A 17,949-nucleotide genomic window follows, 5' to 3' on the forward strand; every position below is an offset into this window, starting at 1 on the left:
GGTTCTGTGAGGCTTTTTCAGCGAAGTGCCTGTTGGCGCTAGTTTGAAACAAGTTTTGCTGTTGTGAGAATAGTTTTGGGGTTGACCGAGCACTGTGATTTTTTGAGGTAACAAGATGCAAGTTTCTGTTGAAACCACTCAAGGCCTTGGGCGCCGTGTAACGATTACCGTTGCTGCTGACAGCATTGAGAGTGCAGTTAAGAGCGAGCTGGTCAACGTGGCCAAAAAAGTACGTATTGACGGCTTTCGCAAAGGCAAGGTGCCGATGAATATTGTCACTCAGCGTTATGGTGCCTCCGTGCGTCAGGACGTGCTGGGTGATTTGATGCAGCGTAATTTCGTTGATGCCATCATCAAAGAAAAGATTAATCCAGTTGGTGCGCCTAACTATGTTCCGGGTGAATACCAGGTGGGCGGCGACTTCACTTACTCTGTGGAGTTCGAGGTTTATCCAGAAGTTGAATTGAAAGATCTGGAAGCGATCGAAGTCGAAAAACCGGTTGTTGAAGTGACTGATGCCGACGTTGATACCATGCTGGAAACGCTGCGTAAGCAACAGGCTGCCTGGAAAGAGACCGATCGCGCTGCAGCGGCGGAAGATCGCGTTACCATCGATTTCAATGGCTCTATCGACGGCGAAGAGTTCGAAGGCGGCAAAGCCTCTGATTTCGTATTGGCTATGGGCCAGAACCGTATGATCCCAGGTTTTGAAGATGGTGTCGTCGGTCACAAAGCCGGTGAAGAATTTACAATTGATGTGAACTTCCCTGAAGATTACCACGCCGAAAACCTGAAAGGTAAGGCGGCTAAATTCGCTATCGTTTTGAAGAAAGTGGAAGAGCGTGAGTTGCCTGAACTGACTGAAGAATTCATCAAACGTTTCGGCGTGGAAGACGGTTCTCAGGAAGGTCTGCGTGCTGAGGTTCGTAAAAACATGGAGCGTGAGCTGAAAGGCGCGGTGCGTAACCGTGTGAAAAACCAGGTTCTTGACGGTCTGGTTCAGGCGAACGATATCGACGTTCCGGCTGCACTGATTGACGGTGAAGTTGACGTTTTGCGCCGTCAGGCCGCGCAACGCTTTGGCGGTAACGAAAAACAGGCGCTGGAACTGCCTCGCGAACTGTTCGAAGAGCAGGCAAAACGTCGCGTTGTCGTCGGCCTGTTGCTGGGTGAAGTCATCAGCACCAATGAGCTGAAAGCAGACGAAGCGCGTGTCAAAGCGTTGATCGAAGAGATGGCTTCTGCGTATGAAGATCCGCAGGAAGTGATCGAGTTCTACAGCAAAAACAAAGAACTGCTGAACAACATGCGTAATGTCGCATTGGAAGAACAAGCCGTTGAAACGCTGCTTGCCAAAGCAAAAGTGGTTGAGAAGTCCGTCAGCTTTAATGAACTGATGAACCAGACAACAGCGGCATAAGCCTTATTCTGCCGTTGCGGCAAGGCATGTTTTTTCCTGTCAAAAAAGCCCGGAGCCTTATAGCGCGGGCTTTTTTCTGTTTGAATGTTATCGTTAACCATCTGTTTGTTGTTAAACGGTATGACTTAAATTGCACTACTATAAAAGTCGGGGGTAAAGCCAACTAACCGGGTAGCTATCGCCGATAACTCTTTAATATAAAACAACTGATAGTGTAAGCTTGAAAAGCGGTGCGGATACCCCAAATAAGTGAAGAGAAAAGGCTGGCATCGTTAGGGATCTTCGGCTAATCGTGTTGTCCCACGGATGAGTAAACCGAATGCGTGAGCATGGTCATCATCTCTTATCTCAAGTAGAATCGGGCAATAATGGTGCCGGACGTATTTTATCTAGGAGACGTGAATGTCATACAGTGGCGAACAAGAAAGACAAGCACCTCATATGGCTTTAGTGCCGATGGTGGTTGAGCAAACCTCTCGTGGGGAACGTTCTTACGATATCTATTCCCGTCTGCTAAAAGAACGGATAATCTTCCTGACCGGTCAGGTTGAAGATTATATGGCGAACCTGATTGTGGCGCAGATGCTATTTCTGGAAGCGGAAAACCCGGAAAAAGATATTTTCCTGTACATTAACTCTCCCGGTGGCGTCATTACTGCTGGCATGTCCATTTACGATACCATGCAGTTCATCAAGCCGGATGTCAGTACGATTTGTATGGGTCAGGCATGTTCTATGGGATCGTTCCTGCTGGCCGCTGGCGCAAAAGGCAAACGCATATGTCTGCCCAATTCGCGGGTAATGATTCACCAACCGCTGGGCGGGTTCCAGGGGCAGGCAACGGATATTGAAATCCATGCCAAAGAAATATTGAAAGTAAAAGCCAGGATGAATGAATTGATGGCTAAACATACGGGCCAGCCTCTCGATGTGATAGAAAGAGACACGGAACGTGACCGTTTCCTCTCTGCCAATGAGGCAGTAGACTACGGTCTGGTGGATTCTGTATTCACTCATCGTGAATGATGCTCTGCTATGTTAGTAGTTTATAGTGGCTGAAAAATCAGTGTTCGACCGATGGTCTGTTGTGCGATGTTTTTTTTGCGCGTATTGGCTATAAATATCGGCGTTCGCTGTAGCGATATCGCTGTGGTTGGCCTGCGGGCAAAAGACTAAGAAGAGGTTTGACTCATGACAGATAAGCGCAAAGACGGTTCAGGAAAGTTGCTGTACTGTTCTTTCTGCGGCAAAAGCCAGCATGAAGTACGAAAGCTGATTGCTGGGCCGTCAGTGTATATCTGCGATGAATGTGTTGACTTGTGTAACGACATTATTCGCGAAGAAATTAAAGAAGTGTCTCCGCATCGTGAGCGCAGTGCGTTGCCGACGCCGCACGAAATTCGTCGCCATCTTGATGATTACGTTATCGGTCAGGAACAGGCCAAGAAAGTGCTGGCTGTCGCGGTTTACAACCACTATAAACGGTTACGCAACGGTGACAGCAGTAATGGCATTGAGTTGGGCAAAAGCAATATTTTGCTGATCGGCCCAACCGGTAGCGGTAAAACATTGCTGGCTGAAACGCTGGCTCGTTTTCTTGATGTGCCATTCACGATGGCAGATGCGACAACATTGACCGAAGCCGGGTATGTCGGTGAAGACGTTGAAAACATTATCCAGAAACTGCTGCAGAAATGTGACTATGATGTGCAGAAAGCCCAGCGTGGCATTGTCTACATTGATGAGATCGACAAAATTTCACGTAAGTCGGACAATCCATCCATAACCCGTGATGTTTCTGGTGAAGGGGTGCAGCAGGCGTTACTGAAACTGATCGAAGGGACTATTGCCGCGGTGCCGCCGCAGGGTGGCCGCAAGCATCCTCAGCAAGAGTTCCTGCAGGTCGATACCTCCAAGATCCTCTTTATCTGCGGCGGTGCGTTTGCTGGTCTGGATAAGGTCATCGAGCAGCGTACCGACACCGGGCGCGGTATCGGTTTTGGTGCGACGGTAAAAGGTACGGCTGAAAAAGCGACGGAAGGTGAACTGTTAGGTCAGGTTGAACCCGGTGATTTAATCAAGTTCGGTTTGATTCCTGAGTTTATTGGGCGCTTGCCGGTGCTTGCAACGCTGAAAGAGCTGAGTGAAGACGCGCTAATTCAGATTCTGCGTGAGCCGAAAAATGCGCTGACGAAACAGTATCAGGCGTTGTTCAACCTGGAAGGCGTTGAACTGGAATTCCGTGATGAAGCCCTGACTGCTATCGCCAGGAAAGCGATGGCGCGTAAAACAGGCGCCCGTGGTCTGCGCTCTATCGTAGAGGCCGCATTACTGGATACGATGTACGATCTGCCATCACTGGACAGCGTTGATAAGGTGGTGATTGATGAGTCAGTCATTGCTGGTCAGTCCGAACCTTTACTGATCTACGGTAAGCCGGAAGCGCAACAGGCCTCCGGCGAATAAGTAGCCAATTACACCGTTCTGCAAGACAAAAATGGGGGATTTTATCCCCCATTCGCTTTTACACGCGTACTGGTCGTTGAATGTAAGATATTTATCCCCATATACTCGAGTACCTATTTGGTGAAACCCGTGAAGATCGCGTTTCACGAGATTCCCTTAACCTGGCGGAAACGAAACTAAGAGAGAGCTCTATGAACCCTGAGCGTTCCAAACGCATAGAAATCCCCGTATTGCCGTTGCGCGATGTGGTGGTTTATCCGCACATGGTGATTCCGTTGTTTGTTGGTCGGGAGAAGTCGATTCGGTGCCTTGAAGCTGCAATGGATCATGATAAAAAGATCATGCTGGTGGCACAGAAAGAGGCCTCAACGGATGAGCCAAGTATTAATGATCTTTTCTCAGTAGGGACGGTCGCCTCAATTCTTCAAATGCTGAAACTGCCGGACGGCACAGTGAAAGTGCTGGTTGAAGGTTTGCAGCGTGCGCATATTACGACGTTATCGGACAGCGGTGAACATTTCGCGGCACAGGCAGAATATCTGGACTCCCCGGCGATTGAGGAGCGTGAGCAGGAAGTATTAATGCGCACGGCCATCAATCAGTTTGAGGGGTATATCAAGCTGAATAAGAAGATCCCACCAGAAGTTCTGACATCGCTGAACAGCATTGATGATGCTGCACGCCTGGCGGATACCATTGCGGCGCACATGCCGTTGAAATTGGCGGATAAGCAATCGGTACTCGAAATGTCCGATATAACGGAGCGTTTAGAGTATCTGATGGCGATGATGGAATCTGAAATTGACTTGTTGCAGGTTGAAAAGCGGATCCGTGGTCGTGTTAAGAAGCAGATGGAGAAAAGTCAGCGCGAGTATTATCTGAATGAGCAAATGAAGGCGATTCAGAAAGAGCTCGGTGAAATGGATGATGCGCCAGATGAAAATGAAGCGCTGAAGCGCAAGATTGAAGCGGCGAAAATGCCGAAGGAAGCGCGTGAAAAAACTGAAGCGGAACTGCAGAAGCTGAAAATGATGTCTCCGATGTCTGCTGAGGCGACCGTGGTGCGCAGCTACATTGACTGGATGGTGCAGGTTCCCTGGAATGCGCGCAGCAAAGTGAAGAAAGATTTGCTTAAGGCACAGGAAATGCTGGATACCGACCATTATGGTCTTGAGCGGGTAAAAGAGCGTATTCTGGAGTATCTCGCGGTTCAAAGTCGCGTCAGCAAAATCAGAGGGCCTATCCTTTGCCTGGTTGGCCCACCGGGAGTCGGTAAAACCTCACTGGGGCAGTCCATTGCAAAAGCGACCGGACGTCAGTATGTGCGCATGGCCCTGGGCGGCGTACGTGACGAAGCGGAAATTCGCGGTCACCGCCGTACCTACATCGGTTCAATGCCGGGTAAACTGATTCAGAAGATGGCGAAAGTCGGTGTGAAAAACCCACTATTCCTATTGGATGAGATCGACAAAATGTCTTCCGATATGCGTGGCGATCCCGCGTCTGCGTTGCTGGAGGTTCTCGATCCCGAACAGAACGTGGCGTTTAACGACCACTACCTGGAAGTGGACTACGATCTGTCGGATGTCATGTTTGTCGCAACGTCTAACTCGATGAACATACCTGCTCCGTTGCTTGACCGTATGGAAGTGATCCGTCTTTCCGGCTATACCGAAGATGAAAAGTTAAACATCGCCAAACAACATCTTCTGCCGAAGCAGATTGAGCGCAATGCGTTGAAAAAAGGTGAGTTGTCCGTTGATGATAGCGCGATTGTCGGCATTATCCGCTATTACACGCGTGAAGCCGGTGTGCGCAATCTGGAGCGAGAAATCTCCAAGTTGTGCCGTAAAGCGGTGAAAACGCTATTGATGGATAAATCTGTTAAACATATCCAGGTTACGGGCGATAATCTTAAGGATTTCCTTGGTGTACAGCGTTTCGACTATGGCCGAGCGGACGAAGAAAACCGTGTCGGTCAGGTAACTGGATTGGCGTGGACGGAAGTCGGCGGCGATCTGCTAACCATTGAAACCGCCTGTGTTCCCGGTAAAGGTAAGCTGACCTATACTGGATCATTGGGTGAAGTCATGCAGGAATCGATTCAGGCCGCACTTACCGTGGTGCGAGCCAGAGCCGAAAAACTGGGTATCAATGCGGATTTCTATGAAAAACGCGATATTCATGTTCACGTTCCTGAAGGTGCGACACCAAAAGATGGGCCAAGCGCAGGGATTGCAATGTGTACAGCGCTGGTGTCCTGTTTGACGGGAAATCCGGTTCGTGCAGACGTGGCGATGACAGGTGAAATTACCTTGCGTGGCCTGGTGCTGCCAATTGGTGGCCTGAAAGAGAAATTGCTGGCCGCTCATCGTGGTGGTATCAAAACGGTGCTGATACCGGATGACAACAAGCGTGATCTTGAAGACATTCCGCAAAATGTCATTGCCGATCTGGATATTCATCCGGTAAAACGCATTGAGGAAGTATTGGCATTAGCGTTGCTGAATGCGCCATATGGTATGCAAGTGGTTACCACTACCGCCACTGCCAAGGCAAAATAGTGACCTATTGCAAGAACTCCTGAGTAAATCAGGGCTGGTAGGTTAAATGGCGCTTGCCAGCTTTTTTTTGTACGGCTAAGTTAGAACACTGTTGGTTTTAGCTGTAACTTGCTAAGGTCTGACAGGATTGATATAAAATTAGGTGTCGTGTTTTGGGAAATTTCAGCGCGACCATAGAATTCCAGAGGGGATGAGAGAGTGAACAAGTCACAATTGATCGACAAAATTGCTGCAGATGCTGATATTTCCAAAGCGGCGGCAGGACGTGTGTTAGATGCAATTATTGGTTCTGTTACCGAGTCTCTGAAAGAAGGGGATGATGTTGCTTTGGTTGGTTTTGGTACTTTCTCAGTGCGTGAACGCGCTGCGCGTACCGGCCGTAATCCGCAAACGGGTAAAGAAATCAGTATCCCTGCAGTGAAAGTACCCGGCTTCCGTGCTGGTAAAACGCTGAAAGACGCCGTTAACTGATTATTACGTCACAGGTTTTGTGTGTAACACGAGTTGTTTCCAAACATTATCTGACGCAAAGATAGTGGTAGGGTAAGATACGAGGCGCATCATTTTATGATGTGCCTTTTATTATGTAGGTCGTTGCTGTGCCGGTTAAAAAACATTCCTGATGTTTTTTAACCGGCAATTCAGGTTACTATTGTCAGACAAAGCTTAAACGCCCCTGGCCTTGTTTGTGGGCTACAGCAAATCAAGGGATGCATGGTTTCGGCCAGCGCAGGGAGTGTTATCTATTCTACAGCGGAGTGTTGTCACATTATGATGGACAATTTACGCGCGGCCGCTAATAACGTCGTGCTCAAAATTATTCTTGCCTTGATTATTGCATCATTCGTTTTAACCGGCGTTGGTGATTATCTTATCGGTGGTTCTGGAGATTATGCAGCAAAGGTTAACGGGCAAGAAATTACCCGGCCCCAGCTTGAGCAAGCCGTACAGAACGAGCGTGGCCGCCAGCAGGAAGCGCTGGGTGAAAATTTTTCTATTCTGGCGAGTAATGACGGTTATATGCAGCAACTGCGCAGGCAGGCCCTCGCACAGTTAATTGATGAAGCATTGCTGGATCAATATGCCGATAAGCTAGGGCTGAACATCAGTGATGAGCAAATTAAACAGGCGATTTTTGCTGTCCCTGCGTTTCAAACCAATAATCGTTTTGACAATGAAAAATATCTGAATCAGGTTCGTCGACTGGGCCTGACGCCGGATATGTATGCACAGGTGTTGCGTAAGCAGTTGACTTCACAGCAACTCATTCGCGGATTTGGCAACACGGAGTTCATTCTGCCGCAGGAAGTCGACAATTTGGTCAAGCTGGCTGCCCAGGATCGGGTTATCCGCCTGGCGACGATTGATGTTGAAGCCAACGCTAAGGCGGAAAACGTTTCCGATGATGAAATCCAGAGCTACTACGATCAGAACAAGGCCCGTTTCCTTGCGCCGGAAGCGTTCAAGGTAAGCTATATCACGCTGGACGCGGCGGACATCATGGATAAGGTCACGGTCGATAATGCAGCCATCACCGATTTTTATGAAAAAAATAAAAGTGACTACACTCAGCCTGAGCATAAGAAATTCAGCATTATTCAGGTGAAAACCGAAGCCGACGCTCAGTCTGTTGTTGATGAACTCAAACAAGGTGCTGATTTTGCGGCACTGGCGAAAGAAAAGTCGACGGATATTGTCTCTCGCCGCAATGGAGGCGATTTGGGATGGATGGATGAAAATTCCACCATTGATGAGCTTAAACAAGCCGGGCTGACGGACAAGGGGCAAGTTTCTGCGGCGATAAAATCTTCAGTAGGCTATTTGATCGTGCGTCTTGACGATATTCAACCACAGCAGGTTAAGCCACTAAATGAAGTCCGTGACGATATTGCCGCCAAAGTGAAGCACGAAAAAGCGCTTGATGAGTATTACGCTTTACAGCAAAAAGTCAGCGAAGCCGCCAGTAACGACAACGAATCTTTGGCATCTGCCGAAGAGGCTGCGGGTGTGAAAGCAACACAAACTGACTGGTTTACCCGTGAGCAAGTCCCGGCGGCATTGAATTTCCAGCCTGTCACCCAGGCGATTTTTGATGGTGCATTGGTTGGCGAAAACGGCGAACCTGGCAGTAACTCTGATGTGATTAATGTCGATGGCGATCGTGCTTTCGTTATCCGGATTACTGAACATAAAGCTGAAAGTACCCGTCCGTTGGACCAGGTTCGCGAGCAGGTCGTACAGACGGTTAAACGGCAGAAAGCGGAACAGCAGGCGCGGGTTGATGCTGAGAAAATGCTGGCTGAGTTGAAACAAGGTAAGGATGATGCGCTAAAAGCCGCTAATCTGAGCTTTGGTGAGCCAAAAACCCTCTCTTCTGTTTCACAGGGTGATGTAATGGCGGAGTCCATTTTTGCCTTACCCCATCCAGCTAAAGATAAGCCTTCTTATGGGATTTCTCAGGATCAGGCCGGGAATGTGGTATTAGTGGCGCTGGACAGCGTTGCCACGCATCAACTGACTGACCAGCAGAAAGAGCAGTTTGCCAAACAAATACAGCAAAGTGCTGTGGGTTCGCTATTTGATGCTTTGCTAACCAGTTTGCGTAGCGAGGCCAAAATTAAAATGGGCAGCGCTGCTCAGGAACAGCAATAAGCTCCGCATAAATTTGCAAACTGTTGCAACAAGAAAAGGCCGCTTCCGCGGCCTTTTCCACATTCAGACCAAGCTATTTGCGATAAAATTATGCCTGCGGCAAGGTAGTCATGCTGTCAAACACACGGAGGAAACAGCATGAAAAAGTCAGGAGTCAAGGTACTTTGCTTGATAGTTGGGATGAGTCTGTCTGGGTTACCGCTATTCGTTCAGGCGGCGCCGAAAACCGAAAATATCGGGGATGTAGCGAAGTCTGCATCTGTCGTTCAAAATGCAGACAAAGCGCTGCTTCCTGCGGCTGATGAGGATGAAGTAAGCATTAACATGGGAACGGCAGAAGAGCTGGCTGCTGTGATGAACGGTGTCGGCCTTAAAAAAGCTGAGGCAATCGTCAACTACCGCGAACAAAACGGCCCTTTCACGCAGATAGAACAATTGCAGGAAGTGCCTGGAATTGGTGCCGCTTTGGTTGAACGCAATCTGTCACGCTTAAAACTGTGATGGTTTTTGCAACCGCGTGGTGAAATAACCACCGGTTGAGTTGAATCAGGGCTACCTTAAAGCGCCTTGGAGCATCAGGGGAAAATGTAGATGCAGGCAAGACTGTAAATAGTATTCTGTCTTGCCTGACTTCTATTGCACACAATTATTTTAAGCCGGTTTTTTGTTTTAATGCCGACATGACCCCAACGGGGTCATTCTGGTACTGTTCCAGCCCTTTGGCGCGTAAATGACAGGCCGCGCAATGGCCGCAGCCATCACCTTTAATGCCGTTGTAACAGGTTAAAGTATGGTGACGGACAGTAGCCAATTGCTGGTAATAGTCTGCCAGCGCCCAGGTTTCCGCTTTATTGAGCCACATCAATGGCGTGACATAACGAATATCGCGTGCGATACCCAGTACGACGGCCTGATTCAATGCTTTGACGAATTCATCGCGGCAGTCAGGATAACCGGAGAAGTCTGTTTCACACACACCGGTAATAACAACTTGCGCGCCGACTTGATAGGCATAGATGGATGCCAGCGTCAGAAAAAGAATATTCCGGCCAGGTACAAAGGTACTGGGAAGCCCTTGTGCATCGGCGTCATAGTCAGGAACCGGAATGTTTTCACGCGTCAGGCTGCTGGCGGCTAATTCATTCAATAAGCCCACATCCAGTATCTTATGTGCTGTTGTACCGAGTTGCCGCGCAAGCTCTCTGGCGATATCAATTTCTGCCCGGTGGCGTTGGCCATAATCAAAGGTAATACAGTGCACTTCATCATAGTGTTTCAGAGCCTGAATCAGACAAGTGGTGGAATCTTGTCCACCGCTAAAAACGACAACAGCGCGCTTCATCTTTCATTCACCTTGACGCAATTTGAGCCTCAACGCGGGCATGACGCCTTGAGGGATAAAGCCGGTATGTTACCTGAAAAATAGTCGTCATTCAGCGGCGGCTGTTTTAATTTTGCCAGGCAATTTGTCACGCCAGACTGAATTCGGCGGTAATGTTTTGTCCTGCATCTCGAAATCTATGGGGTATAGATAGGGAGTAAGATCACCGATATTCTTTTCTACCCAGTCGGCGTTGTAATAGGTATCCAGATAACGTTCACCGCTGTCGCATAACAGTGTAACAATGGCGCCTTGTTTACCTTGCGCCGCCATCTGTTTCGCCAGTTGCAACATGCCCCAAACGTTGGTGCCTGTTGAGGCACCAACTTTACGGCCCAGGATACCTTCCAGCCAGTAGAGGGTGGCGATACTGGCTGCATCGGGAACTTTGATCATACTGTCAATGACCTCGGGGATAAATGACGGTTCTGCCCGAGGGCGGCCAATACCTTCAATTCGGCTGCCGCGCTTTCCGGTGATCGAGCGATCGCGTTGTTCATAGTAGTCGTAGAAAACGGAGTTTTCAGGATCGGCAACAACCAACTGCGTGTCTATTCCCTGATAGCGAATATAACGTCCCAGCGTTGCGGAGGTGCCGCCGGTTCCGGCGCTCATGACGATATAGTCAGGTACAGGGTGGGGTTCCCGAGACATCTGGCGATAGATACTGTCGGCGATGTTATTATTGCCACGCCAGTCAGTTGCCCGTTCAGCATAGGTAAACTGATCCATATAATGGCCATTGAGTTCTTTGGCTAACAGCTCGGATGTCGCATAGATTTGCCCTGCTTGTTCGACGAAATGACAGCGTCCGCCATAAAAAGCGATTTGCTCAATTTTCCGTTTGGCGGTACAGGCAGGCATTACCGCGATGAAGGGTAAGCCCAGTAAACGTGCGAAATATGCTTCTGATATGGCAGTGCTGCCAGATGATGCCTCTATGATTGGCGTCCCTTCTTTTATCCAACCGTTACAAAGGCCATATAGAAATAAGGAGCGCGCCAGTCGGTGTTTCAGGCTGCCGCTAGGGTGAGTGCTTTCATCTTTTAAATAGAAATAAATACCGGGGTAATCCGGTAAGGTCAGCCGGATTAGATGTGTATCCGCTGAACGTTGAAAATCAGCCTCTATTGCACGGATAGCGTTTTTTACCCAGGTGTTTGTCATGATGTGTGTCCGTTCGAGCGGTAATGATGGATAGATTAACCAGTTTTCAGGAAAAAAAGATTGCTTTTTTATCTTTCATTGCGCGAAATTGGAGAAAAATTTTCTACCGGATGACGCTATGTTAGATAAAACCGATCGTGCCTTGTTGATGTTATTGCAACAGGACTGTACGCTTTCGCTGCAAACGCTGGCTGAGTCGGTGAATCTGACCTCGACGCCCTGCTGGAAAAGATTAAAGCGGTTGGAAGAGGATGGTTATATCCGGGCGCGAGTAGCATTACTGGATAACGAACTACTGGGATTAGGGTTAACGGCGTTTGTGTTACTGAAGACTCAACAACATAATAGCGGCTGGTATCAAGCGTTCACCGGCATCGTGTCGGAAATGCCAGAAGTATTGTCTTTCTATCGGATGACCGGAGAGTATGATTATCTTATGCAGGTGCAGGTCGCTGATATGAAAAGCTATGATGATTTTTACAAACGTTTGGTAAATGGCATCCCCGGACTGGTCGACGTGACATCCAGTTTTGCTATGGAACGCATCAAATACACAACGGCATTGCCACTATCGTTATAGCTCAGTAGCCATATATTTTCTGTATAATCATTTTTCTCGGTTCATACCCACTCCTCTGAATATTGGAATCAAAACTGCGTGAGACTGTTTGCTCAACTAAGCTGGTATTTTCGACGTGAATGGCGGCGCTATATAGGCGCGGTGGCATTGTTGATTGTGATTGCCATCCTGCAACTGCTGCCCCCCAGACTGGTTGGCGTGGTGGTGGATGGCGTCACTCAACACAATATGGCCACGGCTGAGATTATGCAGTGGATCGGCATCATGCTGCTGACGGCGGTGATGGTTTATCTGTTGCGCTGTGTCTGGCGCGTTTTGCTGTTCGGCGCCGCCTACCAACTGGCGGTTGAGCTACGCGAGGATTTTTATCATCAACTCAGTCGTCAGCATCCGGCATTCTATTTACGCCATCGTACCGGCGATTTGATGGCTCGCGCCACCAATGATGTTGATCGGGTGGTTTTCGCCGCCGGTGAAGGGGTGCTTACTCTGGTCGATTCGATGGTGATGGGGTGCGCTGTTCTGGTTGTCATGTGTACCCAGATAAGCTGGCAACTGACGTTGCTGGCACTATTACCGATGCCGGTTATGGCGCTGATTATCAAACATTACGGGACGCAGTTGCATCATCGTTTTAAATCGGCTCAGGCGGCATTTTCCTCGCTTAACGATCAAGCTCAGGAAAGCCTGACCAGCATTCGAATGATTAAATCGTTTGGTCTGGAAGACTATCAGTCAGCTCGTTTTGCGCAGGTCGCAGCGGATGCCGGAGCCAAAAATATGTATGTCGCACGGGTTGATGCGCGTTTTGATCCCACGATTTACATTGCTATCGGGCTGTCACATCTGCTGGCCATCGGCGGTGGCAGTTGGATGGTGGTCAATGGTTCGCTGACGTTGGGGATGTTAACCAGTTTTGTTATGTACCTCGGCCTGATGATATGGCCGATGCTGGCACTGGCATGGATGTTCAATATTGTTGAACGCGGAAGCGCCGCATATAGCCGTATTCGCCAGCTATTGTCGGAGGATCTGGTCGTTACGGACGGTACGCAATCTTTACCGGTTGAGCGTGGCGTGCTTGAGGTGAATATTCATGAGTTTCATTATCCTGAAAGCTCTCGTAGTGTATTGAAAGAGGTCAGCTTTACGCTAAAACCGGGAAACGTGCTTGGACTGTGTGGTCCGACTGGTTCAGGAAAAAGCACTTTACTGGCGCTGATTCTCCGCCATTTCGATATTGAATCCGGTGATATTCGCTATCACCACTTTCCCTTGTCAGACATTCGTCTGGATGAATTGCGCCGCCGTTTTGCCGTTGTGGGGCAAACACCTTTCCTGTTTTCTGACACGGTTGCCCGCAATATTGCGTTGGGCTGGCCCGACGCCACCCCGTTGCAGATTGAGCAAGCCGCCCGGCTTGCCAGCGTGCATGATGACATTTTGCGGCTTCCGCAGGGATATGATACGGAAGTTGGGGAGCGCGGCGTCATGCTGTCCGGTGGCCAGAAGCAGCGGATCGCTATCGCACGGGCGTTATTGCTGGAAGCTGAAATTCTGATTCTGGATGATGCATTGTCTGCGGTTGATGGGCGGACGGAACATCAGATCCTGCAAAATCTTAAACAATGGGGTAAGCAGCAAACATTGATTATCAGTGCGCATCGGCTCTCTGCCTTAACGGAGGCGAACGAGATCCTGATACTCCAGCACGGACAGGCTATCCAGCGGGGCAGCCACCGTGAGCTTGCCGCTCAACCTGGCTGGTATCGGGATATGTACCGCTATCAACAATTGGAAGCTGCATTGGATGATGTGCCACTGACGGAAGGGGAAAAGGATGAATAACCCTCGACAGCTTTGGCCGACATTAAAACGGCTGTTGGCCTATGGTTCACCGTGGCGCAGGCCATTGGCGCTGGGGGTGCTGATGCTGTGGGTGGCAGCGGCCGCCGAGGTTTCCGGGCCGGTTCTGGTGAGCTATTTCATTGACCATCTGGTGGCGAAAGGTCAGTTTCCGTATGCATTGGCTGCAGGATTGGCTGCGGCCTATCTCCTGTTGCAGACATTGGCTGCCGTGCTTCACTATTTCCAGGCGCTGTTATTTAACCGGGTGGCTGTAGGGGTGGTGCAACAACTGCGCATCGATGTCATGGATGCGGCGTTGCGTCAACCACTCAGTACCTTTGACACTCAACCGGTAGGGCAACTGATATCGCGTGTAACCAACGATACTGAGGTTGTGAAGGATCTGTATGTCATGGTGGTGTCAACGGCATTGCGCAGCGCAGCGCTTATTGGCGCCATGCTGGTGGCGATGTTTAGTCTTGATTGGCGGATGGCGCTGGTTGCCTTAACTATTTTCCCGGCAGTGTTAACTGTAATGGTGATCTATCAGCGTTACAGCATACCCGTTGTGCGTCGGGTACGAAGCTATCTGGCAGATATTAATGATGGCTTCAATGAAGTTATCAATGGCATGGGCGTTATTCAGCAATTTCTCCAGCAGGCCCGATTTGGCGAAAAACTGGGCAATGCCAGCCGGGAACATTATCGGGCGCGTATGCAGACGCTGCGCCTTGATGGCTTTCTGTTGCGTCCGTTGCTCAGTTTGTTTTCTGCGTTAGTGCTGTGTGGTCTGCTGCTGCAATTTGGCTTCAGTTCCGTGGGAACGGTCGGTGTGGGTGTCCTGTATGCATTTATTAATTATCTTGGGCGTTTAAATGAGCCGTTGATTGAACTCACAACTCAGCAGTCCATGTTGCAACAGGCGGTGGTCGCCGGTGAGCGAATCTTTGAACTCATGGATGGTGCGCAGCAAGACTATGGCAGTGACGAACAGCCACTTATTCATGGCCGTGTTGAGATTGATGATGTTTCCTTTTCTTATGGTACAGACAAAAACGTCTTGCAACATATTTCGCTGACTATCCCGGAACGGGGATTTGTCGCGCTGGTAGGGCATACCGGCAGCGGAAAAAGTACGCTGGCTAACCTATTGATGGGGTATTACTCTCCAGATAAAGGTGAAATTCGCCTGGATGGTCGCCCGTTGCCAACCTTGTCGCATCAGGTTTTACGCCATAGTGTCGCGATGGTGCAGCAGGATCCCGTGGTATTGGCAGAGTCGATGTATACAAATGTCACATTGGGTCGTGATATCAGTGAAGACGAAGTATGGCGGGTACTCGATATTGTGCAGCTATCAGAGTTGGTGCATTCATTCCCTGAGGGGTTGCATACTCACGTTGGCGAACAAGGGAACAATTTGTCCACAGGCCAGAAACAACTGCTGGCGATTGCCAGGGTGCTGGTGCAAACACCCAAGATACTGATCTTGGATGAAGCGACGGCGAACATTGATTCCGGTACGGAGCAAGCGGTGCAGAAGGCGCTGAACGTCATCCGGGCTCAAACGACGCTGATTGTCATTGCTCATCGGTTATCGACAATTGTCGAGGCCGACACGATTATGGTGCTTCACCATGGACAAACCGTCGAACAGGGTACTCATGAGCAGTTGCTGCGTCAGCAAGGACGCTATTACCAGATGTATCAGTTACAGTTGGCGGGAGAAGAGCTGGCGGCTGCGGTTACTTATGAGTCTGCTACCGTGTCGTGATCCAGATGCACTCATAAGGACAATCGAAAGCCGGAGGCTATTTGTTGCTTCGCACCATCACTAAGCATATTCATTCTGTTTTTAGCCTCATTGCACTATAATTAGGCGTTGCGCACTATCTTGGTGCGCTGCGTGCCCTGCTTTTTTTGATTTTTTTTCCCAGAGATCATTTTTCCCCTCTTTAACAGACCTGAACTCCGTTCTCTTACCTGATATCGACCAGATAAATCATTTATGGCATACCCTTTGCTTTAGTGATGGCGTGAAGATAATTCGAAATGATAGTAATCCGCGACAGCGGCGGGCGTAAGTCTGAACTTAACGGTTAGGGGGATGATGAATGAAACTGGTTACTGTGGTGATAAAACCATTCAAGCTGGAAGATGTGCGTGAAGCCCTATCTTCCGTCGGTATTCAGGGACTCACGGTCACTGAAGTGAAGGGATTTGGACGTCAGAAAGGGCACGCTGAGTTGTACCGTGGCGCAGAATACAGCGTCAATTTTTTGCCAAAAGTGAAAATTGATATCGCAATTGCCGATGATCAACTGGATGAAGTTATTGATGTGATCAGCAAAGCGGCCTATACCGGAAAAATTGGCGATGGTAAGATTTTTGTCGCTGAATTACAAAGGGTTATTCGTATTCGTACGGGCGAAACCGACGAAGCAGCACTTTAACGCCTGACTTAGATTTGTAAATAGGGATGGATGAAAATGAAAAAACTTGTCTCCTCATTATGTCTTGGTCTGGCTGCTTTGCTCCCGTCCTGGGCGATGGCTGCAGCACCAATTATCGATAAAGCAGATAATGCCTTTATTATGATTTGTACCGCCCTGGTACTTTTTATGACGATACCTGGAATTGCATTGTTTTATGGTGGTTTGATTCGTGCCAAGAACGTGCTTTCCATGCTGTCTCAGGTGATAATTTCCTTTGCCCTGGTGTGTATTTTATGGGTCCTCTATGGCTATAGCCTGGCCTTTAGCGAAGGCAATGCTTTCTTCGGCGGTTTTTCCAACTTCTTGCTGAAGGGGATTGCTGTTGATTCTATTACTGGTACGTTTTATCAGTATGTTCATGTCGCTTATCAGGCTTCTTTCGCCTGTATCACCGTGGCGCTGATTGTCGGGGCCATTGCTGAACGTATCCGTTTCTCTGCGGTGCTGATTTTTGTCGCGCTGTGGCTGACCTTCTCTTATCTGCCGATGACCCATATGGTATGGGGCGGCGGTTATCTGGCTGCCGATGGCGCTCTGGACTTTGCAGGTGGTACTGTGGTGCATATCAATGCCGCTGTTGCTGGTCTGGTTGGCGCTTACCTGCTGGGTAAACGTGCTGGCTTCGGTAAAGAAGCCCTTAAGCCACATAACCTGCCGATGGTGTTTATTGGTACGGCTATCCTGTACATCGGCTGGTTCGGTTTTAACGCCGGATCCGCTGGTGCAGCAAATGAGATCGCGGGGCTTGCTTTCCTGAATACGGTTGTTGCAACCGCTGCGGCTATCCTGGCATGGATTGCTGGTGAGTGGATGGTTCGTGGTAAGCCTTCACTACTGGGCGCATGTTCTGGCTGTATCGCTGGTCTGGTTGCCATTACGCCGGCTGCGGGTTTGGTTGGTGTCGGCGGCGGATTGATCATCGGTATCGCGGGTGGTATTGGAGGCCTGTGGGGCGTGACCGTGCTGAAAAGATGGTTGCGCGTTGATGACCCGTGTGATGTGTTCGGCGTTCATGGCATCTGCGGTATCATCGGTTGTATCCTGACCGGCGTCTTCACCTCTGCGTCTCTGGGTGGCGTGGGTTATGCCGAAGGCGTTACCATGGCTCATCAGGTTTGGGTTCAACTGTTCAGCGTAATTGTTGCTTTCGTGTGGTCTGGTGTTGCAGCTTTCATCGCTTTCAAAGTGGCCGATATGGTGGTTGGTCTGCGCGTACCGGAGGAGCAGGAACGCGAAGGTCTGGATGTCAACAGCCATGGCGAGAATGCTTACAACCAGTAAGTAATCTGAACATAAATTGATAAACAGGGCGTCGGATGATCTCCGCGCCCTGTTTTTTATGGCGGAATATCCATGCCGCCACTTTTATTTTTTTT

14 protein-coding genes are annotated in these 17,949 nt (G+C 49.3%); 12 read left to right on the forward strand and 2 right to left on the reverse strand.

What is annotated here, in order from left to right; all coding sequences use genetic code 11:
• Positions 1-115 precede the first annotated feature (115 nt).
• The 7 genes from tig (at position 116) to BIY29_RS01475 (ending at position 9,603) form a co-directional block, all read left to right on the forward strand.
• Positions 116-1,420 (forward strand): trigger factor, encoded by a 1,305-nt coding sequence (tig, locus tag BIY29_RS01445; RefSeq protein WP_121573103.1) that lies wholly within the window; start codon positions 116-118, stop codon positions 1,418-1,420.
• 402 nt (positions 1,421-1,822) lie between these two features.
• Complete coding sequence (gene clpP / locus BIY29_RS01450) at positions 1,823-2,446, forward strand: ATP-dependent Clp endopeptidase proteolytic subunit ClpP (protein ID WP_121573105.1); 624 nt, start codon at positions 1,823-1,825, stop codon at positions 2,444-2,446.
• A gap of 165 nt (positions 2,447-2,611) precedes the next feature.
• The gene (gene clpX, locus BIY29_RS01455; RefSeq protein ID WP_121573107.1) at positions 2,612-3,886 is read left to right on the forward strand and encodes an ATP-dependent protease ATP-binding subunit ClpX; all 1,275 of its coding nucleotides are present in this window, start codon (positions 2,612-2,614) and stop codon (positions 3,884-3,886) included.
• Between the two features lie 191 nt (positions 3,887-4,077).
• Positions 4,078-6,450 carry an endopeptidase La gene (lon, locus tag BIY29_RS01460; protein ID WP_121573109.1) on the forward strand — a complete coding sequence of 791 codons (2,373 nt, stop codon included), beginning with the start codon at positions 4,078-4,080 and terminating at the stop codon, positions 6,448-6,450.
• A 198-nt stretch (positions 6,451-6,648) separates the two neighbouring features.
• Positions 6,649-6,921 carry a nucleoid-associated protein HU-beta gene (gene hupB / locus BIY29_RS01465; protein ID WP_121573111.1) on the forward strand — a complete coding sequence of 91 codons (273 nt, stop codon included), beginning with the start codon at positions 6,649-6,651 and terminating at the stop codon, positions 6,919-6,921.
• 300 nt (positions 6,922-7,221) lie between these two features.
• Entirely contained in the window at positions 7,222-9,102 is a 1,881-nt protein-coding gene (ppiD, locus tag BIY29_RS01470) for a peptidylprolyl isomerase (protein WP_121573112.1), read from the forward strand.
• Between the two features lie 138 nt (positions 9,103-9,240).
• On the forward strand, positions 9,241-9,603 hold the full coding sequence (locus BIY29_RS01475) for a ComEA family DNA-binding protein (RefSeq protein WP_121573114.1): 363 nt from the start codon (positions 9,241-9,243) through the stop codon (positions 9,601-9,603).
• 145 nt (positions 9,604-9,748) lie between these two features.
• On the opposite strand, the gene queC is transcribed toward BIY29_RS01475, so the two are convergent.
• Together queC and BIY29_RS01485 are read right to left on the reverse strand one after the other, a co-directional pair.
• On the reverse strand, positions 9,749-10,444 hold the full coding sequence (queC, locus tag BIY29_RS01480) for a 7-cyano-7-deazaguanine synthase QueC (RefSeq protein ID WP_121573115.1): 696 nt from the start codon (positions 10,442-10,444) through the stop codon (positions 9,749-9,751).
• An 87-nt stretch (positions 10,445-10,531) separates the two neighbouring features.
• Positions 10,532-11,650, reverse strand: coding sequence for a PLP-dependent cysteine synthase family protein (locus BIY29_RS01485; RefSeq protein WP_276310275.1), 1,119 nt, complete (start codon positions 11,648-11,650; stop codon positions 10,532-10,534).
• Positions 11,651-11,768: 118 nt separating this feature from the next.
• Between BIY29_RS01485 and BIY29_RS01490 the strand changes: the two genes are divergently transcribed.
• From BIY29_RS01490 to amtB, 5 genes are all read left to right on the forward strand, one after another.
• Positions 11,769-12,230: an Lrp/AsnC family transcriptional regulator gene (locus BIY29_RS01490; RefSeq protein ID WP_121573117.1), complete on the forward strand. Its 462-nt coding sequence runs from the start codon at positions 11,769-11,771 to the stop codon at positions 12,228-12,230.
• Positions 12,231-12,308: 78 nt separating this feature from the next.
• Positions 12,309-14,078 (forward strand): SmdA family multidrug ABC transporter permease/ATP-binding protein, encoded by a 1,770-nt coding sequence (locus BIY29_RS01495; protein ID WP_121573119.1) that lies wholly within the window; start codon positions 12,309-12,311, stop codon positions 14,076-14,078.
• Positions 14,071-15,852 (forward strand): SmdB family multidrug efflux ABC transporter permease/ATP-binding protein, encoded by a 1,782-nt coding sequence (locus tag BIY29_RS01500; RefSeq protein ID WP_121573121.1) that lies wholly within the window; start codon positions 14,071-14,073, stop codon positions 15,850-15,852. Before BIY29_RS01495 ends, BIY29_RS01500 begins: the two co-directional genes overlap by 8 nt.
• Positions 15,853-16,192: 340 nt before the next feature.
• Positions 16,193-16,531, forward strand: coding sequence for a P-II family nitrogen regulator (glnK, locus tag BIY29_RS01505; protein ID WP_002208627.1), 339 nt, complete (start codon positions 16,193-16,195; stop codon positions 16,529-16,531).
• Positions 16,532-16,567: 36 nt separating this feature from the next.
• Positions 16,568-17,854 (forward strand): ammonium transporter AmtB, encoded by a 1,287-nt coding sequence (gene amtB, locus BIY29_RS01510; RefSeq protein WP_170158873.1) that lies wholly within the window; start codon positions 16,568-16,570, stop codon positions 17,852-17,854.
• Positions 17,855-17,949 lie beyond the last annotated feature (95 nt).

It is taken from the genome of Brenneria alni, assembly GCF_003666245.1.
GTDB classification, from domain to species: Bacteria; Pseudomonadota; Gammaproteobacteria; order Enterobacterales; family Enterobacteriaceae; genus Brenneria; species Brenneria alni.